The organism is uncultured Hymenobacter sp. (assembly GCF_964243305.1).
Taxonomy (GTDB): domain Bacteria; phylum Bacteroidota; class Bacteroidia; order Cytophagales; family Hymenobacteraceae; genus Hymenobacter.
Genome location: NZ_CAXTEF010000006.1, coordinates 101,185 through 117,963, shown reverse-complemented (window position 1 = coordinate 117,963; position 16,779 = coordinate 101,185). Strand labels below are relative to the sequence as shown.

Sequence of the window (16,779 nt, the reverse complement as noted above, 5' to 3'; positions counted from 1 at the left end):
CTCTATTTCTACATGAAAAAGCTGCTACGTTCATCCCTACTGCTGCTCCTGTTTTCAGGTGCCGCTTCGGCCGCGCAGGCGCAGGCGGTTCTCGTCAACGGGCTTGCTACGCTTTTCCGCGTGGGTGTCACGGCGGCGCACGGCGATTATGGCGACAAGACCGTGACGACTGCCACCTACCGCGACCAGGAGTTTCCGGTGAAGCGGACACCGGCCGAGCAGCTTACCGGCGAAGCGGCCGACCAGATTGGCTTGCTGGAAGCCCAGCTGGAGCAGTGCCATCAGGCGCTGGCCGCTTCGGCTACCGGGCCGGTGTGCCCGGCGAGCCAGTTGGCTACTATCAAGGCGGCGCAGGCGGTGATTGCGGCAGCGCGGCCCAACTGGAGCCAGAAATTTTATAAGCGCGAGCTGGCCTTTTACCAGGCAGAAGATGCCCGCCGCCTGCTGGCCGCAGGCCAGGCAGCTCCTACCCCCGACGCGGCGCCGAAGTAGGGGCAGGCAAAGCGCCACGATATTATAAGACGAAGGACCCGGCGGCCGGAGCTTGCGCTGAGCAGCCCTCGGCCGCCGGGCCCTTCTGCCGCAGCAGGTCCACGGCGCTTGATTCAACTTATTCTACCACAGCTTCGTATCCATCACGCCCGGCGGCAGCGGGGGGTAGGCGCTGAAGCCGAGCACGCACCAGCCGGCTTCGATGCCGAACTGGCCGCCGCGCAGCAGGTGGCTAATCCAGCGGGTGGTGCTGCGGCCGGTGTATTGCTCGGTTTCGGGCTCGAACTCGCGCAGCAGCAGCGCGTCGCCCACCTCGAAGTGGCGGTCGTCCTGGCGCACGTCGAAGGGCTTCTGGCCGGCCTCAACGGCTTCAAAGCAGCCGGGCCAGATTTTCAGCTCGTGGGTGCGGCGCTGGGTTGGAAGAAAGGCGTTGGCCGGGGAAAAGGCAGTCGTTGTCATCGCGAAAATCAGAAAGTTAAGGCTAAGAAACAGGGGCGCCGCCGAGCGGCAGCGGGCTGGCCAGCTAAGGGCCAGACCTTGCCTAACGTGTCGAATCTAGCTAAAATTCAATTAGTTTCGAGCCAGGCCGCCTGCCTGGCCGGCAGCCAGGGGGTAGGGAATCAGGTAGCCGCCGAACAATCGCCGGGGCCGGGCGTTAGCCCAGCCTATGCGCGTTCTTCTTCGCACCGCCGTGGCCCAGCCGCCGGCCGCCGTCATGGCCGGCTTCACCCGCGCCTTGTTCCTGGCTCTGGCGCCGCCCTTTCCGCAACTCACGCTGCGCCGCTTCGACGGCTGCCGCCGCGGCGACCGGGTGGAAATCGAGTTGAATACGCTGGTCAAAAAGCTCGCCTGGACCTCGCTCATCACCGACGATGGCGTGCGGCCTGATGGCACTCATTATTTTATCGACGAAGGCCAGACCTTGCCGCCGCCGCTGCGCTATTGGCGCCATCAGCACCTCATCGAGCCCGGCCCGGCCGGCGGCAGCGTCATCGTCGATGACCTGGAGTACCGCACCGCCTCGCCCGTGCTGGACCGGCTGCTCTACCCGGCCATGTGGGCGCAATTTGCCTGGCGGAAGCCGATTTACCGGCGCTGGTTTAAGTAAAATCCATAAAGCAATTAAGAGCGCCTATTCCCTACCCCCTCGCTATGACCGAGCCCGCCCTGACCGCCCTGGCCGCCTTGCAAGCCGGTCTGACCACCGCCGACGCGGCGCCCGCCGAGCGCCTGCAAGCCGCCCTCGACTTAGTTGGCTCGCACCTGCGCGCCGACCGCTGCTTTCTCTACGTGCGCGACCCGGCCCGCGGGCGCGGGCGCATTGCCTTGGTCTGGCGCCTCGATGAGGCCGTGCCCGACCCGCGCCACGACTGGCAGGACGACACCGGCGAGCTGCCGAAGGAGGACCCGCTGTTTCGGGCCGCGCTGGCCGCCCGGCCGTCGGTGTTCGTGGACGATGTGAGCGAGGCCGGGCCCGAGGTGCTCAACCAAGAGTTCGAGCGCCGCACCTTCGGGCACCGCGCCCTGGTGCACGCCCACATCACCGAAGGCGACGCGCTCTGGGGCATCTTGCAGCCCTGCGTGTTCGGCCACCCGCGCCACTGGACGGCCGATGAGCGGGCGTATCTGGAGGATTCCCTACTCCTGCTGCTACCCGTGGTGCAGGAGTATGTAGCGGGGCAAGATGTCGGGTAGGGAGCGGGGCTCGTCCCCGCCCGGTGCCCGAACAATAATCGTTGGATTGGCGCGGACGCCGGGCGGGGACGAGCCCCGCTCCCTACGGCGGCAGGCACCCGGCCCTACCCCTACCTTTGCCGGCCTATGCCGACTCCCGCCACTATCGTTCTTAAAAATGGAAAAGACCACTCGCTGCGCCGCCGCCACCCCTGGGTGTTTTCGGGCGCCATTGCCCGCTTAGCAGGCGAGGCCGAGGAGGGCGACGCCGTACGGGTGCAAGCCAGCGACGGCGAACTGCTTGGCGTCGGCCACTTTTCCGGTGGCGGCTCCATCGCGGTGCGGATGCTGGATTTTGGTTCCGCCGCGCAGCTGCCCGACGCCGGGTTTTGGGAGCAGAAATTAGGCGAGGCCTACCGGCTGCGACAGCGCCTGGGCCTGGCTGGGGCAAACGGGGGGGGTAGGGAATCCGTCCAAACCAATGTGTTCCGCCTCGTCCACGCCGAGGGCGATGGCCTGCCCGGCCTCATCATCGACGTGTACGGCGACGTGGCCGTGGTGCAGGCCCACAGCGTGGGCATGTACCGCGCCCGGCCCGCCATCGCGGCGGCGCTGCAAGCAGTTTTCGGTGCCGGGCTGCGCGCCATTTATGACAAGAGCGCCGAAACCGTGCCCGCCGCGGCGGCGCCCGGCGCCGTGAACGGCTACCTCTTCGGGGCGAGCACCGGGCAGGAGCATCTGGTGTCGGAAAACGGCCATCAGTTTGCCATCGACTGGGAAGCGGGCCAGAAAACCGGGTTTTTCATCGACCAGCGCGACAACCGCGCCCTGCTGGCCCGCTACGCGCCCGGCCGCCGGGTGCTCAACACGTTTTGCTACACCGGCGGCTTCTCGGTGTATGCGCTGGCGGCCGGCGCCGAGCTGGTGCACTCCGTCGATTCGAGCAAAAAGGCCATTCAGCTCACTGAGCGCAACGCTGCCCTCACGGCGCACGCCGCACGCCACGCCGCCTACCCCGACGATGTGCTCGGCTTCCTCAAAAACCACCCGGAGGAATACGACTTGCTCGTGCTCGACCCGCCCGCCTTCGCCAAGCACATGGGTGCCCGCCACGCCGCCCTCATGGGCTACAAGCGCCTGAACGCCGCCGGCCTCCAGCACTTGGCGCCAGGCGGGCTGCTCTTCACGTTCTCGTGCTCGCAAGTCGTTAGTCCCGAGCTGTTTGAGGGTGCCGTGCTGGCTGCCGCCATCGAGGCGGGCCGCCCCGCGCGCATTCTGCACCGCCTCACTCAGCCCGCCGACCACCCCGTGAGCCTGTTTCACCCCGAGGGCGCGTATCTGAAGGGCCTGGTGCTGGCCGTGGAGTAGCCGAAGTATAAGTAAGGCCGAGCCTATTCTAAGCTTTGCGGCGCATCATTGGAGGACTTATTTCGCCGAGCCTGCTGAAGTTCTTCCACTATTTGGCGGGTGCGCTCATGAATGAGCGTCAGCTTGGCCCGCATATCCGGCAAATGGTCCAATGATTTCTGAGCCTGCTCTTTCCAGGTCCATACGTCTAACTGCGCCTGCGACTCTTTAACTGCCATAGCCCGTAAGTTCGGTAGGGGTGAGAATGCGAAATGGATGTAAGTAGCCTGACTCGCTGTTTAGAGCTAAAATACGGCGTTCTCGGTTGACATTGGCTAGGTGCTTATAATTCCAGCTAACCAGATAGTCCATTCGCCACACCGTACAAAACGCAACGTGCAACGCATCATACAGCTTGGATGGCGGCAACACCCCCATTCGTAGGTAGGGTAGTGTTGAGCCAGCTCCCCGATTTCGCGGCTGTCCGTCACCGCATGAATGGCCACATAATTATCCTCCAGCACCCGAAGCAGGCGGTTGCGGTGCGCGGCGTCCGGCGTCTGGCGAATCTCATCCACCACGTATTCTGACACGCAGGCCTTGTAAATGCCCAGTCGAACAAAGTCAGGGAAGAAATCAATCGTTATAGCTTGCCTCTCGGGGCGTCGTCAGCAAACAGAAAGTTGATGACCGAGGTATCCAAGTAAACATCAGGCCTGTTCATGGTTGAAAGGTAGATGTTGTTTCCCCAACCCTGAAGAGCAGCGTTCCGCCCGCAGAACTCATCGTGAATTATAACCTGAAAGAAGATACTTCCCCCCCTGGCTCGCCCGCCGCCATCATCGGCGCGGGCGTCGCTGGCCTGGCGGCCGCCGTGCGGCTGGCCGTAGCCGGCCACCCGGTCACGGTGTTTGAGGGCGCCGCTAGCTTCGGGGGCAAGATGCAGCAGTTCAGCTTGCCCGGCGGCTACCGCTTCGATGCCGGGCCGTCGCTGTTCACGTTGCCCGCGCTGGTCGATGACTTGTTTCGGCTGGCGGGGCGGGTGCCGCAGGACTATTTCCGCTACGAGCGCCTCGACCCGATTACGCAGTACTTTTTCAGCGACGGCACCCGCGTGGCGGCCTGGGCTGATACCGAACACTTTGCGGCGGAAATCGAGGAGAAGCTGGGCACGCCGGCCGCGCAGGTGCGAGCGTTCCTGAGCCGTAGCGGGCGCAGCTACGAGGCCACGGCGGGCACGTTCCTGCACAAGTCCTTGCACAAAGCGGGCACGTATTTCAACCGCGAAACCCTCAAGGCCGTGGCCGCACTGCCGGCGCTGGGCCTGACCGGCACCATGCACCGGCGCCACGAAAAAGCGTTTAAGGACCCGCGCCTGGTGCAGCTTTTCGACCGCTTCGCCACCTACAACGGCTCGGACCCCTACCAGGCACCGGCCACGCTGAGTTTGATTCCGCATCTGGAGCACGGCATCGGCGCCTTTTACCCTGAGGGCGGCATCTACGCCATTGCCAGCAGCCTGGCGCGGCTGGCCCAGGAGCTGGGGGTAGGGTTTCGGTTCAACGAGCCGGTGGAGGAGATTCTGACCGCTGGCGGCCGGGTCACGGGCTTGCGCACAAGCCAGGGCCGCTACAGTTTCCCGCTGGTAGTCAGCAACATGGATGTGGTGCCAACCTACCGGCGCCTGCTGCCCAAGCAACCGGCGCCGGAGCGCACGCTACGGCAGCCGCGCTCGTCGTCGGCGTTGATTTTTTACTGGGGGGTAGGGGCTGAGTTTGCCGAGCTGGACCTGCACAACATTTTTTTCTCCGCCGATTATAAGGCCGAGTTCGACGCCATCTTTCAGCAAAAAATCGTGGCTGCCGACCCTACGGTGTACGTGAACATCACGAGCAAAAAAACGCCGGAGGATGCGCCCCCCGGCCACGAGAACTGGTTCGTGATGGTGAACGTGCCCCACGACCAGGGCCAGGACTGGGAGGAACTGACCCGCCAAACCCGCGCCGCCGTGCTGGCTAAGCTCAGCCGCACGCTCGGCCGCGACCTGGAACCCCTGATTAAAGCCGAAAAAACCTGGACCCCGCCCGGCATTGCCCAGGATACGTCCTCGTTCGGCGGCGCGCTCTACGGCTCGTCGAGCAACAACGCGCTGGCCGCGTTTCTGCGCCACCCTAATTTCGCCGGCCGGCTGCCGGGGCTGTATTTTTGCGGCGGCTCGGTACACCCCGGCGGCGGCATTCCGTTATGCTTATTGTCGGCCAAAATCGTGGCAGACTTAATTGCTTAAAAGTTATGAGTTATGAAGTATGAAGTATGAGTTGGACGCCCGGCGATACCACTGCGGAACTGATTGTGGCGGGTGTCCAACTCATACTTCATAACTCATAACTCATAACTCAAACTAGATGGAGGGAATAAATTCAACCTTGGCGCCCGCTTCGCCGCGCCTGCGGGCGGCGCAGTTTGTGGTCGTGCTGTTTCACGCGACTGGTTTTTTGGGGCTGGCCTTCTCCGATGACCCCGGCTATTACCTGGCTCACACGCCGCTCACGCTGCTGCTCACACTGGGGCTGCTGGCCGCGTTTCAACCCCAGCGCAACCTGGCTTTCTGGGGGTTTTGTTTCAGCGTGGGGCTGCTGGGCTTTCTGGCCGAGTTCGTGGGCGTAAACACCGGGCAGCTGTTCGGGCACTACTCCTACGGCCAGACCCTGGGCTGGCAGTACGGGGGCGTGCCGCCACTCATTGGGCTTAACTGGGTGATGGTCAGCTACCTGGCCGGGATGCTGGCCCGCTACGTGCCGGGCTCCGCCCTGCTGCGCCTGCTGGCCGGCGCCCTGCTCATGCTGGCCCTGGATGTGTGCCTGGAGCCCGTCGCCGGCCGCTACGACTTCTGGCACTGGACGGCCGACATTATCCCGCTGCGCAACTTCCGCGACTGGTTTATCCTGGCCTGCCTGACGCAGTATTTGTTTCAGCGCGCCGATTTCGTCAAGTACAACCCGCTCGTGCCGCTGACTTATCTGGTGCAGCTGCTGTTCTTCTTCGGCCTGGGCTCGCTGCGCTGAAAGCAGGGGGGTAGGGAGTGGTGCCTGCAACAGCAGTTCACGTTACCGCTGCTCGCCAACCCAGGTGCGGATACGCTGGGCGAAAGCCCGCCGGGCGGCGGCTATGCCGGTGCCGTGGGCCTGCATATAGTGGCGCCACCGCTGCGCTACCAGCACGTGCGTAAGTTGCTCGGCGGCATCGGCGCCGGGCACGTCGATGGCCGGCGGCCGGCCGGCCAGCAGCGCCACTTCGGCCGCCTGAAGGCTGGCCAAAGACTGCGTTTCAACGAGGTGCGTGATGACTGGAATCTGCATTTCAAGAAGCTAGCAAGAAGTTAGCAAGAAGCCGGGCCGCTGCTTGCGGGCCGGTTTGCGCCAGCCTGGTGCGTAGCCAGTCGGCTTGGGTTTTAAATAAAGCGCGGCCGAAACGTGCCCGGCCAGTTGACTGTTTGGGAGGGGGTAGGGATTTTTATCCTGCCCGCGCTGCCGGCTGAAAATAGCCAGCGCAAGGCGCTGATTTAGTAAAGTGACTTTTAATCTCCACCAGCTTTTCGCCGCGTCCGCGGCGTTGGCCCGCCGCGTGCCTGCCGGGCCGGGCCGGCGGCTTTCTGCCTTTATGAAAAACATTCTCTGCTTCGGCGACAGCCTTACGGCCGGCTACGGCTTGCGCGCCAATGAAAGCTTTCCGGCCCTGATTCAGCAAAAGCTCGACGCGGAAAATCTGCCTTACAAGGCGCATAACTACGGCATTAGCGGCGAAACCAGCGCCGGCGGCCGGCAGCGCCTGCCCACAGTGCTGGCCCGGCAGCCGGCCGACGTGTTCGTGCTCGCGCTGGGCGCCAACGATGGCCTGCGCGGCATCCCGGTGCGCGAAACCAGTCAGAATCTCAAGCACATCCTCACGGAGGTGAAGCGGCAGTTTCCGGCCGCCGTCCTGGTGCTGGCCGGCCTGGAGTTTCCCTTCGACCTGGGCCCGCTCGGCGGCCACAAGATGGGACGCTACGCGCTGGAATTCAAGTCTTTGTTTCGCACCTTGGCCGATGAGCAGGGGGTAGGGTTTATCCCGTTTCTGCTGCAAGGCGTGCTGGGCCGCCGCGAGCTGAACCTGCCCGACGGCGTGCACCCCAACGCCGCCGGCCAGCAGATTCTGGCTGAGAACGTGTGGGCCGTGCTGCGCCCGCTGCTGTAAGCGAAAGATGCGCAGGATGACCGACCGGGGAGGGGGTAGGGATTCAAAACAGGCTGCCCTGCACGGCCTGCGGAATGACCTGCGGCGGCGGCACGTAGAGCCCGCTCAGCTCCTGCAGCCGGGCCAGGAAGTAGCTGGCCCAGACCGGCGCGTGGCGCACATCGCGCTGATGAATGAAGAAGTAGATGGCGTGCAGCCCTTGCGCCAGCCACTCGGTGAGGCGGCCGGCCCAGAAGTCGGCCCGCTGATAATCCGACGGAATCAGGCCGTGGCCGTTGAAGCGAATGAAGGCCGTGGCGGTGGTCAGGCGCTGGTGCAGCACGTCGCGCCGGCCAGCTACATCGGTGATAACCAGCGTTTTATTTAACGCCTCCAGCGTAGCCATCACCGCGTCGCGCAGGCCGGCATCCTGAAACCAGCGCGGGTGGCGCAGCTCCACGGCCAGCGGCACGTCGGCGGGAAAGTCGAGCAGGAAGCGCTCCAGCCGAGGCAGGTGCTCGGGGCCGAAGTGCGGCGGCAGCTGCAAAAAAGCCAGCCCCAGGTTGTCTTCCAGCCCGGCCACGGCCCGGCCGAAGGGCACCACGAGGTCGTCGGCCTGGTATAGCTCGCGCTCGTGGCTGATGCTGCGCGGCAGCTTGGGGCAAAACTTAAAGCCCGGCCCGACCAGCTCGCGCCAGCGCCGCACGGTGCCCGCGTCCGGGATGCGGTAGTGGCTGGTGTTCAGCTCCAGGGCGTTGAACTGCCGGGCGTAGTAGTGCAAATAGTCCGCTTCGCGGATGCCGAGCGGGAAATAAGAGCCGAGCCACTCCTTATTCGTCCAGATGGGGCAGCCCACGTGCAAGCCGGGGGTAGGCGGCTGCGTGGGGCGGGCGCGGGCCAGCACGGCGGCGGTTTCGGGATGGTCGGGCGGCAGCCGGAAATCAACGTAGCGCAGGTCGGGCAGGCGGCCAAAATCCATAGGACAAAAGTACGGCGAAAGGCCGCGCGGCAGGGCTTAAAGCAGCGCTTTAAGCATTACAAAAAAGCCGGGACTTATGCAACCGGGCAGCGGGCCAGGGAGCAGCGCTAAAAGCCAAAATCTTGTACCCGTCCTAAAGTCTAATTTTAATGCTATGTTTTGCGCAGCCGACAAACTGTCAAAACTAGCCTCCTGAAACGCAGGCGCAACTCGTTCAGATTGCTCTTGAATTAATTAAATACAAGTTTTATGGGAAAAGGATAAGTTATTAAGCTGTCATTTCGGCTTAAGAACCGAAAAAGATGGGTGGGCCTGGGAGTGGTGCCTAGTTTTGGCTGATTCACCATCCAGGACTTATAGTGATTTTATCCTTTCGACACTTCTCGTCCGCTGCCTTCTCTTTGTGGCTGCTGCTGGCCCCGCTGGCGGCGGTGCAGGCCCGCCACCGGGCCGCCCACCTCACCGAGCCCGCCAAGGTCACCAGCACAATGGTGCTGCGCGGCCGGGCCTCGTGGTACGGCCGCGAATTTCAGGGAGCCCGCACGGCCAGTGGCGAACGCTACAACCGCTTTGCCTACACCTGCGCCCACAAGACGCTGCCTTTCGGCACCCGTTTGCGCGTCACTAACCTTACCAACGGCAAATCAGTAGTGGTGCGCGTCAGCGACCGCGGACCGTTCCGCCACCAGCGCATCATCGACTTGTCGGAGGTTGCCGCCCGCCCCCTGAACATCGTCTGCTGCGGCGCCGCCACCATCATTGCCGAAGTCGTGCCGGCCTCTACTCCCCTCGGCCCCACGAAAGCCCCCGCCAACCTGGCCGCGCTGCAAGCTGCTGACCCCGCCCCGCAGGCCCCCTTCACCACCTACGGTGCACCCGCCGCTGAGCTGGCCGCCGAGGTCGCGTCCATAATCCCTACCCCCCTCATCACGCTCGAAGTGATGCTGGCCAGTGTGCCGGCCGCCCCCAGGTCTTATGTGGTGCAGGCCGGCACCTTCGCCGACGTAGCGAATGCGCGGGCGGTGCAGACGCGCCTGCAGGCGCTGGACCCGAGGCTGGAGGTGCGGGTAGTGGATGAAACCGTTGCCGGGCGGCCACTCAGCCGGGTGCTCATCGTCAACTTTGCCGAGCGCCCCGCCGCCGAAAACCTGCGCCGCCGCCTGCAGCTCTGGGGCATCGGCGGGCTGGTGCGCGATGTGGCGCAGCTGTAGATTCTACAGTGATTCCCAGGTGCGGGTACGTCCTTGTGAAAGAAGTTAAAAGGTGAGAGTCAAAAGTTAAAATGCTGATTTATAAAGGTTTTGACTCACAGCTTTTAACTCACAGCTACTGCTCTCAGAGCCGAGTTAAATCTTGCCCTGCCGAATCAGCCGCCGGTACAGCCGCACCAGGGTGGCCTGCGCCACGCCCAGCCGGTAGAGCAGGCAGAGCAACCCGAACGTGAGCTGAAGCCGGTATACGCCGTTGGCGCGGTATTTCCGGGCGGAGGTGATGACGGCGCCCGGCAGCACGACGAAGCGGCCCTGCCGCCGCAGCCGCCCGATGATTTCCTGGTCCTCGAACACGATGAGCCGCTCGTTGTAGCCGCCAACTGCGGCCCACACCTCGCGGCGCACGAACAGGCTTTGGTCGCCGAAGCGCAAGGCGTCCCAATCGAAGCGCGTGCACCAGGCACTGAGCTGCAAAAACCAGTGCGGGTCGTCGAAGGCGAGGCGGTAGCAGCCGCTGGCGGCGCAGGCCCGGCGCAGGTCGGTTAGCAGCGTGGCGGGGGGGTAGGAATCGGCGTGCAGAAAGTAGAGCAGGGCGCCGCGCGCCCGCGCTGCGCCGTAGTTAAGCTGGGCGGCGCGGCCCTTGCGCGGACTATGCACGAGCTGGGCGCCGGCCGCAGCGGCTTCGGCGGCGGTGGCATCGGTGCTGCCGCCGTCGGCCACGATAAGCTCAACGGCGGGGGCCGCGGCCCCCAGCCGGCGCAACGCCCACAGCAGCGGCCCGATGTGGCCGGCCTCGTTGAAAGTAGGAATGATAATGCTGAGCCAGGGTGCCGAAGCCATGAGGAGGGTCAAGCTGGTTGGCGTACATTCAGGGCATGAAAACCTATTATAACCCCGACGACCTGGCCAAATTCGGCCAAATCAGCGAGTATGGTCCCGACCTGGCCCGCAAGTTCTTCGACTACTACGGCGAAGTATTCAAGGAAGGCGCGCTGAGTGAGCGCGAAAAATCACTGATTGCCCTGGCCGTGGCCCACGCCGTGCAATGTCCCTACTGCATTGATGCTTACACGACGGATGCCCTCCAGAAGGGCGCCGACGAGCAGCAGATGATGGAGGCCATCCACGTGACGGCGGCCATCCGCGGCGGCTCGTCGCTGGTGCACGGCGTGCAGATGATGAATAAAATCAAGGAAGTGACGATGTAGGGCGGTTGGGGTTGTGAGAGGGGGTAGGGTATTCTATCCATCTGTCATGCTGAGCTTGCGAAGTATTCTATCACGCTAGAATGATGTAGTACTCAATTATATACTGCTCGTTGAGGCGTGACAGGATGCTTCGCAAACTCAGCATGACTGGACCAATGAGTTGATTGCTCCCTCACGTTAATCCAGCCAGCTTCTGATGCCGCCGCGAACAATCCGGCCCCGCCGCCCGAATCCACGGCTGAGCAAACTGTTGCCGGGAGTCCGTGGTTGTGGCAAGATTGAAAACCCGGCCGCGCGCCTACCCCCTCCCGCCGGCCGCTGGCTTCTTACTGCTCATGAAATCACTGCTCGCAACCCGCCCCGAGGCGGCCAATCCCGTCTTCCAGCTTGACGTGCTCAACCAGGCACGGCGCCAGGGCGACAGCTTTCCCGCCTTTGCCGGCAAGCTGCGCGAGGCGGGTCTGTTTCCGTTGCAAGCCACGGGCATCAGCACCTTGCAGCTCAACGTGGGCAAGATGTGCAACCAGGTGTGCAAGCACTGCCACGTCGATGCCGGCCCCGACCGCAAGGAAATCATGACCCGCGACACCATGCGGCAGTGCCTGGCCGCGCTGCGGGCCGCCCCCGGCATCCGCACCGTCGACCTGACCGGCGGCGCCCCCGAAATGAACCCCGACTTCCGCTGGCTGGTCGAAGAAGTCAGCGCCCTGGGCCGCCAGTTGATTGTGCGCTGCAACCTGACCATCATTCTGGCCAACAAAAAATATTACGACCTGCCCGACTTCTTCGCCCGGCACGGGGTGCGGGTCGTCTCATCGCTGCCCTACTTCACGGCCTCGCGCACCGACGCGCAGCGCGGCGAGGGCGTGTTTGAGAAATCCATCAAGGCCTTGCAAATGCTCAACGCCGCCGGCTACGGCCTGCCCGGCTCGGACCTGTCGCTCGATTTGGTGTTCAACCCCAGCGGGGCCTTTCTGCCCGGCAACCAGGCCGCGCTGGAAAAGGAGTTTAAGCGCCGCCTGGCCAGCTACGGCATCAGCTTTCACCAGCTGCTCACCATCACTAACCTGCCGGTGAGCCGGTTTCTGGACTACCTGCTCGAAAGCGGCAACTACGATACGTACATGAGCCAGCTCGTGCAGGGCTTCAACCCGGCCGCGGCGGCCAACGTGATGTGCCGCAGCACCCTTTCCGTGGGCTGGGACGGGCAGCTCTACGACTGCGACTTCAACCAGATGCTGGACCTGCCCGTGGGCGGCGCCGTGCCGCGCCACATCCGCGACTTTGAGCTGGCCGCGCTGGCCGGCCGGGCCGTGGTGCTCAACCAGCACTGCTACGGCTGCACGGCCGGCGCCGGCTCCAGCTGCGGCGGCGCGACAGCCGCTTAAATCTTTTCCCTTTATTTCAAGTGGTCGGCCGCGGACCAGGTTTTTGGCGCATTGCCGCGCCGGCCCGGCCGCTAACGCCATTCCCTACCCCCTCCTTTTTTTCATGATTCAGTTCGAAGAATTCACCCTCGCCAACGGCCTGCGCTGCCTCGTGCACGAAGACCATACGACGCCAATGGCCGTGCTCAATGTGATGTACGACGTGGGCTCGCGCGACGAGGACGCCGGCCACACCGGCTTCGCGCATCTGTTTGAGCACCTGATGTTTTCGGGCTCCGTCAACATTCCCTCCTACGACGAGCCCTTGCAGCGCGTGGGCGGCGAAAACAACGCCTTCACGTCCTCGGACGTGACCAACTACTACCTGTCCCTACCCGCCGCCAACCTCGAAACCGGCTTCTGGCTCGAATCCGACCGGATGCTGGACCTGGCCTTTTCGGAAAACGGGCTCGAAGTGCAGCGCAAGGTTGTGGTCGAGGAGTTCAAGCAGAGCTACCTCAACCAGCCCTACGGCGACGTCTGGCTCAAGCTCAAGCCCCTGGCCTACCAGGTGCACCCCTACCAGTGGAACACGATTGGCAAGGAGATTTCGCACATCGAAAACGCCGTGATGGATGACGTGCGCAGCTTCTTCCGCCAGCACTACGCCCCGCAGAACGCCATCCTGGTGGTGGCCGGCGCCGTGAGTGTGACCGAAGCTAAGCAGCTGGCCGAGAAGTGGTTCGGGTCAATATCGGGCGGGGTGCCCTACCGCCGCCAACTGCCTACGGAGCCCGCCCAAACCGAAGCGCGCCGGCTGGAGGTGACGGCCGACGTGCCGCTCCCGGCGCTCTACAAAGCCTACCACATGCCCGCCCGCCGCGACCCCCGCTACCACGCCGTCGACTTGCTGAGCGACATCCTGGGCCGGGGCAAGTCAAGCCGCCTGCACCAGCGCTTGGTGAAAGAACAGGCGTTGTTTAATAATATTTCCGCCTCACTCACCGGCTCGCTTGACGCGGGCCTGCTGGTCGTCAGTGGCAAGCTCAATGCCGGCGTGGATTTGGCCGAAGCCGATGCCGCTGTCGAGGCGGTAGTGGCAGAATTCGTCAGCGCCGATGTCGACTCGCTGGAGCTGGCCAAGGTGAAAAATCAGGCCGAGGCCAGCCTCATTTTTGGCGAAATCGACCTGCTCAACCGCGCCCTTAACCTGGCCTACAGCAAGCTGCTCGGCGACGCCAACCTTGTCAATCAGGAAAGCCAGCTCATTCAGGCCGTGGACGTGGCCGCCGTGCGCGAGGCCGCGCAGCTCGTACTGCGCCCCGAGAATTGCAGCACGCTGTATTATCAGGCTGAAAAAGCAGCGCCGGCCGAGCTGGCCGACGTAAAAGCCTGATTGCTACCGCCAGTTTAGCTTTAGAATCTGAATACAACCAAAATCAAGCGAGGGACGGTAAAAAGCATGATTAGCTTTTTGCCGTCCCTCGCTTGATTTCTATATAATTAGCTTTTAAATACTCGTTGCGATACTCGTCAAAAAATAATGCCCGCTAGGGGCGGCGCCGGGCCTTGGCGGGCGCGGCGGATTTGGTGCCGCCGTTAAGCGTGGTGTTGGCGTTGCGGGTAGTAGCGGCGCCGAGCGCCGCCGCGCGCGGGGCGCGGTTGCTGTAGCTGCTCTTGGGCAGGTAGGTCGAGCGCTTGCGCATCGGCACGCCGGGGGCCAGATACACCTGGTCTTTCAGCTCCGGATGCTGGGCCAGCGCCTCGCCGTAGGGACGGCCGGTGCGGGGCGAGATGCCCGGCCCAACCGCCCGGCGCGGGCCGCGCACCGAATAGGCCGCGCGCTTTTTGGCGGTTTTGCGGCGGGTGGTAGTTTGGGCACTGGCCTCAGTCAGGCCAGCCAGCAGAAGCGCGGCAACGAGCAGGTAGCGGAGCATGATGCGGGAGAGGGGGGTAGGAAGTTCGCCGGAAAGCTGCTGCCTACTGCCCGTTGGCAAGCGTGGTCTGGGAGTGGCTGGCGGGGCGGGGCGGGCGTACGCTGTAGGGTACGGCCTTCTTGCTGGTGCGGATGTTGACTGGCATTCCGGGAGCGGCATACACGTTGTCGCGGCCGTAGGGCGACTGGCTGGCGCCGTAGCTGGCATCGGTGGGCGTGGTGCTGGCTACCATCGTGGTGCTTTCATCGAGCGGAGGCCAGCCGTCGTTAAGGGCGGCGGCCGACTTGGCGGCGGCTTTGCGGGCCACCCGGTCGGCTTGCTTGTCGGCTTTTTTGGCGGTGCGCTGGGCTTTTTTGGCCGTGCGGTCCGCTTGGGCGGCGGCCTTCTTGCTGGTGGCCGTGGGGGTGGTCTGGGCCTGGGCGCCCGCCAGCAGGCAGACCGATAAGGCGAGGGTGGTGAGCGTGCGAAGCATGGCGAAAAGAGGAATAAAGTGGAAGATGCCAGCCTGAAAAACGAAAACTGTGCCGCTTTCTCGCCATTCCCTACCCCCCTTACTGGCGCCAAGCCCGCTTAAAGCCCAATAAGCCCCCACTGCCAGGCAATGAGGGCTTATTGGGCCTTTGAATAATAGTCAAAAACGGGTGAGTTTACCGCTGGCCCGCCGGCTTGAGGGTGCTGCTTTTCTTGGTAGAAGAAGCGGGCTTGGCCGCTTTGCCATCATAAGAGTCGGTTTTCTGGCCCCTTACCGGGTTCACGGGCTGGCCGGGCGCGGCATACACGCCCTGGCCCTTGCTATCGGCCGATTCCTGCGAGCCGATGCTGCCGTTGGCGTTCACGGTGTTGGGCGTGTCGGGGTTGTTTTTGGAGTCGCTGGCGGCGGTGCCGGTAGCGGTGGCCGCGGCCGAGGTGCTGTTCGCGCCCGACGCTTTCGTGGTGGAGGAGCTGCGCTTGGCCGTGCCCGAAACGGGCTGGCCAGGGGTTGGTTTCCGGGCCGGGGTGCCCTGGCGGGTGCCGGCCGGAGCTTGCTGCGCCTGGGCGCTGGCGACGCTTAGCAGCCCGCAGGCGCCGAGCACGAAAAGAGATGATAGAGAGCGTTTCATTGGCTGAATAGAAGAAGGTTAGACTTAGCGGACAAACCTTCATACGCCCAAATCGGGTCACAGGGTATGACCCCGGTCTTACCTTTGCCTTATGATAGCCGAATCCATTGCCCGGCTCGCCGCCGACCTCAGCGCCGCCGACCTCACTTCCGCCGCCGCCCTCGACCAGTTCCGGCTAACTTACCTGGGCCGCAAAGGCCAACTGGCCGACTTGTTTGACTTGCTCAAAACCGTGCCCGCCGACGAGCGCCGCGCCGTGGGCCAGCAGCTGAATCAGCTCAAGCAGCAGGCCCAGGCCCGCTACGACGAGGCCCAGCAGGCACTGGAAGCGGCCAGCGCCAACCAGCCCGCCGATGCTGGCTTCGACTACACCCTGCCCGTGGTGCCCGGCCAGCTCGGCACGCGCCACCCGCTCATGCTCGTGCGCGAGGAGATGCTGCGCGTGTTTGCCCGCATCGGCTTCAACGTGCAGGAAGGCCCCGAAATTGAGGACGACTGGCACAACTTCACGGCCCTCAACTTCCCCGAAAACCACCCCGCCCGCGACATGCAGGACACGTTTTTCGTGCAGGGGGGGGTAGGACAGGAGGGTAGGAGGGTAGGAGTAAGAGGAGTTGATGGTGAGCGAGAAGCCGCTACTGATTCCTCTTCGCCGGCACCCGAACAAGCACTACCAACTCCTGCCCTCCCACCCTCCCACCCTCCTAAACTCCTCAGAACCCACACCAGCAACGTGCAGGTGCGGGTGATGGAAACCCAAAAGCCGCCCATTCGCTGCGTGGTGCCGGGGCGCGTGTTTCGCAACGAGGCCATCTCAGCGCGGGCCCACATGATGTTTCACCAGGTCGAGGGCCTGTTCGTGGACGAGGGCGTGAGCTTTGCTGACCTCAAGCAGACCATTTATTACTTCGTGCAGGAGATGTTCGGCGAGCGGGTGCAGGTGCGGTTTCGGCCCAGCTTCTTCCCCTTCACCGAGCCCAGCGCCGAGGTCGACATCACCTGCCTGATTTGCGCCGGCGCGGGCTGCAACGTGTGCAAATACTCCGGCTGGGTCGAGATTCTGGGCTGCGGCATGGTCGACCCCGCGGTGCTCGAAAACTGCGGCATCGACCCCGAAACGTACTCCGGCTACGCCTGGGGCATGGGCATCGAGCGCATCGCCATGCTCAAGTACCAGATTAAGGATTTGCGCCTCTTTACGGAGAATGACCTGCGGTTTTTGCGGCAGTTTGAAAGCGCGTAAATCATTGGC

General features: G+C 63.7%; 20 protein-coding genes. 12 read left to right on the top strand and 8 right to left on the bottom strand.

All coding sequences use genetic code 11. The features are described from left to right. Positions 1 to 12 precede the first annotated feature (12 nt). Complete coding sequence (locus ACFE70_RS06205) at positions 13 to 492, top strand: hypothetical protein (RefSeq protein ID WP_375416857.1); 480 nt, start codon at positions 13 to 15, stop codon at positions 490 to 492. 123 nt (positions 493 to 615) lie between these two features. Here the strand turns inward: ACFE70_RS06205 and ACFE70_RS06200 are convergent, their stop codons facing one another. Beyond that, the gene (locus ACFE70_RS06200) at positions 616 to 951 is read right to left on the bottom strand and encodes an ASCH/PUA domain-containing protein (RefSeq protein ID WP_375416856.1); all 336 of its coding nucleotides are present in this window, start codon (positions 949 to 951) and stop codon (positions 616 to 618) included. A gap of 208 nt (positions 952 to 1,159) precedes the next feature. Here ACFE70_RS06200 and ACFE70_RS06195 point away from each other — a divergent pair, with 208 nt between their 5' ends. From ACFE70_RS06195 to ACFE70_RS06185, 3 genes are all read left to right on the top strand, one after another. After that, positions 1,160 to 1,600 carry a hypothetical protein gene (locus ACFE70_RS06195; protein WP_375416855.1) on the top strand — a complete coding sequence of 147 codons (441 nt, stop codon included), beginning with the start codon at positions 1,160 to 1,162 and terminating at the stop codon, positions 1,598 to 1,600. A gap of 44 nt (positions 1,601 to 1,644) precedes the next feature. Beyond that, a complete protein-coding gene (locus ACFE70_RS06190; RefSeq protein ID WP_375416854.1) occupies positions 1,645 to 2,187 on the top strand; it encodes a GAF domain-containing protein in 543 nt (180 codons plus the stop codon). A gap of 126 nt (positions 2,188 to 2,313) precedes the next feature. Beyond that, a complete protein-coding gene (locus ACFE70_RS06185; protein ID WP_375416853.1) occupies positions 2,314 to 3,534 on the top strand; it encodes a class I SAM-dependent rRNA methyltransferase in 1,221 nt (406 codons plus the stop codon). 23 nt (positions 3,535 to 3,557) lie between these two features. On the opposite strand, the gene ACFE70_RS06180 is transcribed toward ACFE70_RS06185, so the two are convergent. Further along, entirely contained in the window at positions 3,558 to 3,752 is a 195-nt protein-coding gene (locus ACFE70_RS06180) for a hypothetical protein (protein WP_375416852.1), read from the bottom strand. 548 nt (positions 3,753 to 4,300) lie between these two features. On the opposite strand from ACFE70_RS06180, the gene crtD reads away from it, so the two are divergent. Next, positions 4,301 to 5,800 carry a 1-hydroxycarotenoid 3,4-desaturase CrtD gene (crtD, locus tag ACFE70_RS06175; RefSeq protein ID WP_375416851.1) on the top strand — a complete coding sequence of 500 codons (1,500 nt, stop codon included), beginning with the start codon at positions 4,301 to 4,303 and terminating at the stop codon, positions 5,798 to 5,800. Between the two features lie 118 nt (positions 5,801 to 5,918). Next, positions 5,919 to 6,578 (top strand): carotenoid biosynthesis protein, encoded by a 660-nt coding sequence (locus ACFE70_RS06170; RefSeq protein ID WP_375416850.1) that lies wholly within the window; start codon positions 5,919 to 5,921, stop codon positions 6,576 to 6,578. Positions 6,579 to 6,620: 42 nt separating this feature from the next. Here ACFE70_RS06170 and ACFE70_RS06165 read toward each other — a convergent pair whose 3' ends face one another. Beyond that, positions 6,621 to 6,872 carry a DUF6952 family protein gene (locus ACFE70_RS06165; RefSeq protein ID WP_375416849.1) on the bottom strand — a complete coding sequence of 84 codons (252 nt, stop codon included), beginning with the start codon at positions 6,870 to 6,872 and terminating at the stop codon, positions 6,621 to 6,623. A 301-nt stretch (positions 6,873 to 7,173) separates the two neighbouring features. Here ACFE70_RS06165 and ACFE70_RS06160 point away from each other — a divergent pair, with 301 nt between their 5' ends. Further along, positions 7,174 to 7,746, top strand: a complete 573-nt coding sequence (locus ACFE70_RS06160; RefSeq protein WP_375416848.1) for an arylesterase — start codon at positions 7,174 to 7,176, stop codon at positions 7,744 to 7,746. Between the two features lie 43 nt (positions 7,747 to 7,789). Here ACFE70_RS06160 and ACFE70_RS06155 read toward each other — a convergent pair whose 3' ends face one another. Then, positions 7,790 to 8,704 (bottom strand): DUF72 domain-containing protein, encoded by a 915-nt coding sequence (locus tag ACFE70_RS06155; RefSeq protein ID WP_375416847.1) that lies wholly within the window; start codon positions 8,702 to 8,704, stop codon positions 7,790 to 7,792. A 359-nt stretch (positions 8,705 to 9,063) separates the two neighbouring features. On the opposite strand from ACFE70_RS06155, the gene ACFE70_RS06150 reads away from it, so the two are divergent. Then, complete coding sequence (locus ACFE70_RS06150) at positions 9,064 to 9,915, top strand: septal ring lytic transglycosylase RlpA family protein (RefSeq protein ID WP_375416846.1); 852 nt, start codon at positions 9,064 to 9,066, stop codon at positions 9,913 to 9,915. A gap of 135 nt (positions 9,916 to 10,050) precedes the next feature. Here the strand turns inward: ACFE70_RS06150 and ACFE70_RS06145 are convergent, their stop codons facing one another. Continuing rightward, on the bottom strand, positions 10,051 to 10,755 hold the full coding sequence (locus ACFE70_RS06145; protein ID WP_375416845.1) for a TIGR04283 family arsenosugar biosynthesis glycosyltransferase: 705 nt from the start codon (positions 10,753 to 10,755) through the stop codon (positions 10,051 to 10,053). A 35-nt stretch (positions 10,756 to 10,790) separates the two neighbouring features. Here ACFE70_RS06145 and ACFE70_RS06140 point away from each other — a divergent pair, with 35 nt between their 5' ends. The 3 genes from ACFE70_RS06140 (at position 10,791) to ACFE70_RS06130 (ending at position 13,886) form a co-directional block, all read left to right on the top strand. Then, a complete protein-coding gene (locus ACFE70_RS06140) occupies positions 10,791 to 11,123 on the top strand; it encodes an arsenosugar biosynthesis-associated peroxidase-like protein (protein WP_375416844.1) in 333 nt (110 codons plus the stop codon). A 335-nt stretch (positions 11,124 to 11,458) separates the two neighbouring features. Beyond that, complete coding sequence (gene arsS / locus ACFE70_RS06135) at positions 11,459 to 12,511, top strand: arsenosugar biosynthesis radical SAM (seleno)protein ArsS (RefSeq protein WP_375416843.1); 1,053 nt, start codon at positions 11,459 to 11,461, stop codon at positions 12,509 to 12,511. A gap of 103 nt (positions 12,512 to 12,614) precedes the next feature. Continuing rightward, complete coding sequence (locus tag ACFE70_RS06130; protein WP_375416842.1) at positions 12,615 to 13,886, top strand: M16 family metallopeptidase; 1,272 nt, start codon at positions 12,615 to 12,617, stop codon at positions 13,884 to 13,886. 154 nt (positions 13,887 to 14,040) lie between these two features. Here the strand turns inward: ACFE70_RS06130 and ACFE70_RS06125 are convergent, their stop codons facing one another. The 3 genes from ACFE70_RS06125 to ACFE70_RS06115 all read right to left on the bottom strand — a co-directional run bounded on the left by ACFE70_RS06125 (position 14,041) and on the right by ACFE70_RS06115 (position 15,527). After that, complete coding sequence (locus ACFE70_RS06125; protein WP_375416841.1) at positions 14,041 to 14,427, bottom strand: hypothetical protein; 387 nt, start codon at positions 14,425 to 14,427, stop codon at positions 14,041 to 14,043. A 43-nt stretch (positions 14,428 to 14,470) separates the two neighbouring features. After that, complete coding sequence (locus tag ACFE70_RS06120; protein WP_375416840.1) at positions 14,471 to 14,899, bottom strand: hypothetical protein; 429 nt, start codon at positions 14,897 to 14,899, stop codon at positions 14,471 to 14,473. Positions 14,900 to 15,074: 175 nt separating this feature from the next. Next, positions 15,075 to 15,527 carry a hypothetical protein gene (locus tag ACFE70_RS06115; protein ID WP_375416839.1) on the bottom strand — a complete coding sequence of 151 codons (453 nt, stop codon included), beginning with the start codon at positions 15,525 to 15,527 and terminating at the stop codon, positions 15,075 to 15,077. A gap of 91 nt (positions 15,528 to 15,618) precedes the next feature. Here ACFE70_RS06115 and pheS point away from each other — a divergent pair, with 91 nt between their 5' ends. Beyond that, positions 15,619 to 16,770 carry a phenylalanine--tRNA ligase subunit alpha gene (gene pheS, locus ACFE70_RS06110; protein ID WP_375416838.1) on the top strand — a complete coding sequence of 384 codons (1,152 nt, stop codon included), beginning with the start codon at positions 15,619 to 15,621 and terminating at the stop codon, positions 16,768 to 16,770. The last annotated feature ends 9 nt before the right edge of the window (positions 16,771 to 16,779 follow it).

Coding starts and splice junctions, on each gene's coding strand:
- ACFE70_RS06155 (WP_375416847.1), bottom strand. CDS start 8,704: ATGGATTTTGGCCGCCTGCCCGACCTGCGCTACGTTGATTTCCGGCTG.
- ACFE70_RS06180 (WP_375416852.1), bottom strand. CDS start 3,752: ATGGCAGTTAAAGAGTCGCAGGCGCAGTTAGACGTATGGACCTGGAAA.
- ACFE70_RS06190 (WP_375416854.1), top strand. CDS start 1,645: ATGACCGAGCCCGCCCTGACCGCCCTGGCCGCCTTGCAAGCCGGTCTG.
- arsS (WP_375416843.1), top strand. CDS start 11,459: ATGAAATCACTGCTCGCAACCCGCCCCGAGGCGGCCAATCCCGTCTTC.
- ACFE70_RS06185 (WP_375416853.1), top strand. CDS start 2,314: ATGCCGACTCCCGCCACTATCGTTCTTAAAAATGGAAAAGACCACTCG.
- ACFE70_RS06195 (WP_375416855.1), top strand. CDS start 1,160: ATGCGCGTTCTTCTTCGCACCGCCGTGGCCCAGCCGCCGGCCGCCGTC.
- ACFE70_RS06125 (WP_375416841.1), bottom strand. CDS start 14,427: ATGCTCCGCTACCTGCTCGTTGCCGCGCTTCTGCTGGCTGGCCTGACT.
- ACFE70_RS06205 (WP_375416857.1), top strand. CDS start 13: ATGAAAAAGCTGCTACGTTCATCCCTACTGCTGCTCCTGTTTTCAGGT.
- ACFE70_RS06120 (WP_375416840.1), bottom strand. CDS start 14,899: ATGCTTCGCACGCTCACCACCCTCGCCTTATCGGTCTGCCTGCTGGCG.
- ACFE70_RS06160 (WP_375416848.1), top strand. CDS start 7,174: ATGAAAAACATTCTCTGCTTCGGCGACAGCCTTACGGCCGGCTACGGC.
- ACFE70_RS06145 (WP_375416845.1), bottom strand. CDS start 10,755: ATGGCTTCGGCACCCTGGCTCAGCATTATCATTCCTACTTTCAACGAG.
- ACFE70_RS06140 (WP_375416844.1), top strand. CDS start 10,791: ATGAAAACCTATTATAACCCCGACGACCTGGCCAAATTCGGCCAAATC.
- pheS (WP_375416838.1), top strand. CDS start 15,619: ATGATAGCCGAATCCATTGCCCGGCTCGCCGCCGACCTCAGCGCCGCC.
- ACFE70_RS06115 (WP_375416839.1), bottom strand. CDS start 15,527: ATGAAACGCTCTCTATCATCTCTTTTCGTGCTCGGCGCCTGCGGGCTG.
- ACFE70_RS06165 (WP_375416849.1), bottom strand. CDS start 6,872: ATGCAGATTCCAGTCATCACGCACCTCGTTGAAACGCAGTCTTTGGCC.
- ACFE70_RS06130 (WP_375416842.1), top strand. CDS start 12,615: ATGATTCAGTTCGAAGAATTCACCCTCGCCAACGGCCTGCGCTGCCTC.
- ACFE70_RS06200 (WP_375416856.1), bottom strand. CDS start 951: ATGACAACGACTGCCTTTTCCCCGGCCAACGCCTTTCTTCCAACCCAG.
- ACFE70_RS06170 (WP_375416850.1), top strand. CDS start 5,919: ATGGAGGGAATAAATTCAACCTTGGCGCCCGCTTCGCCGCGCCTGCGG.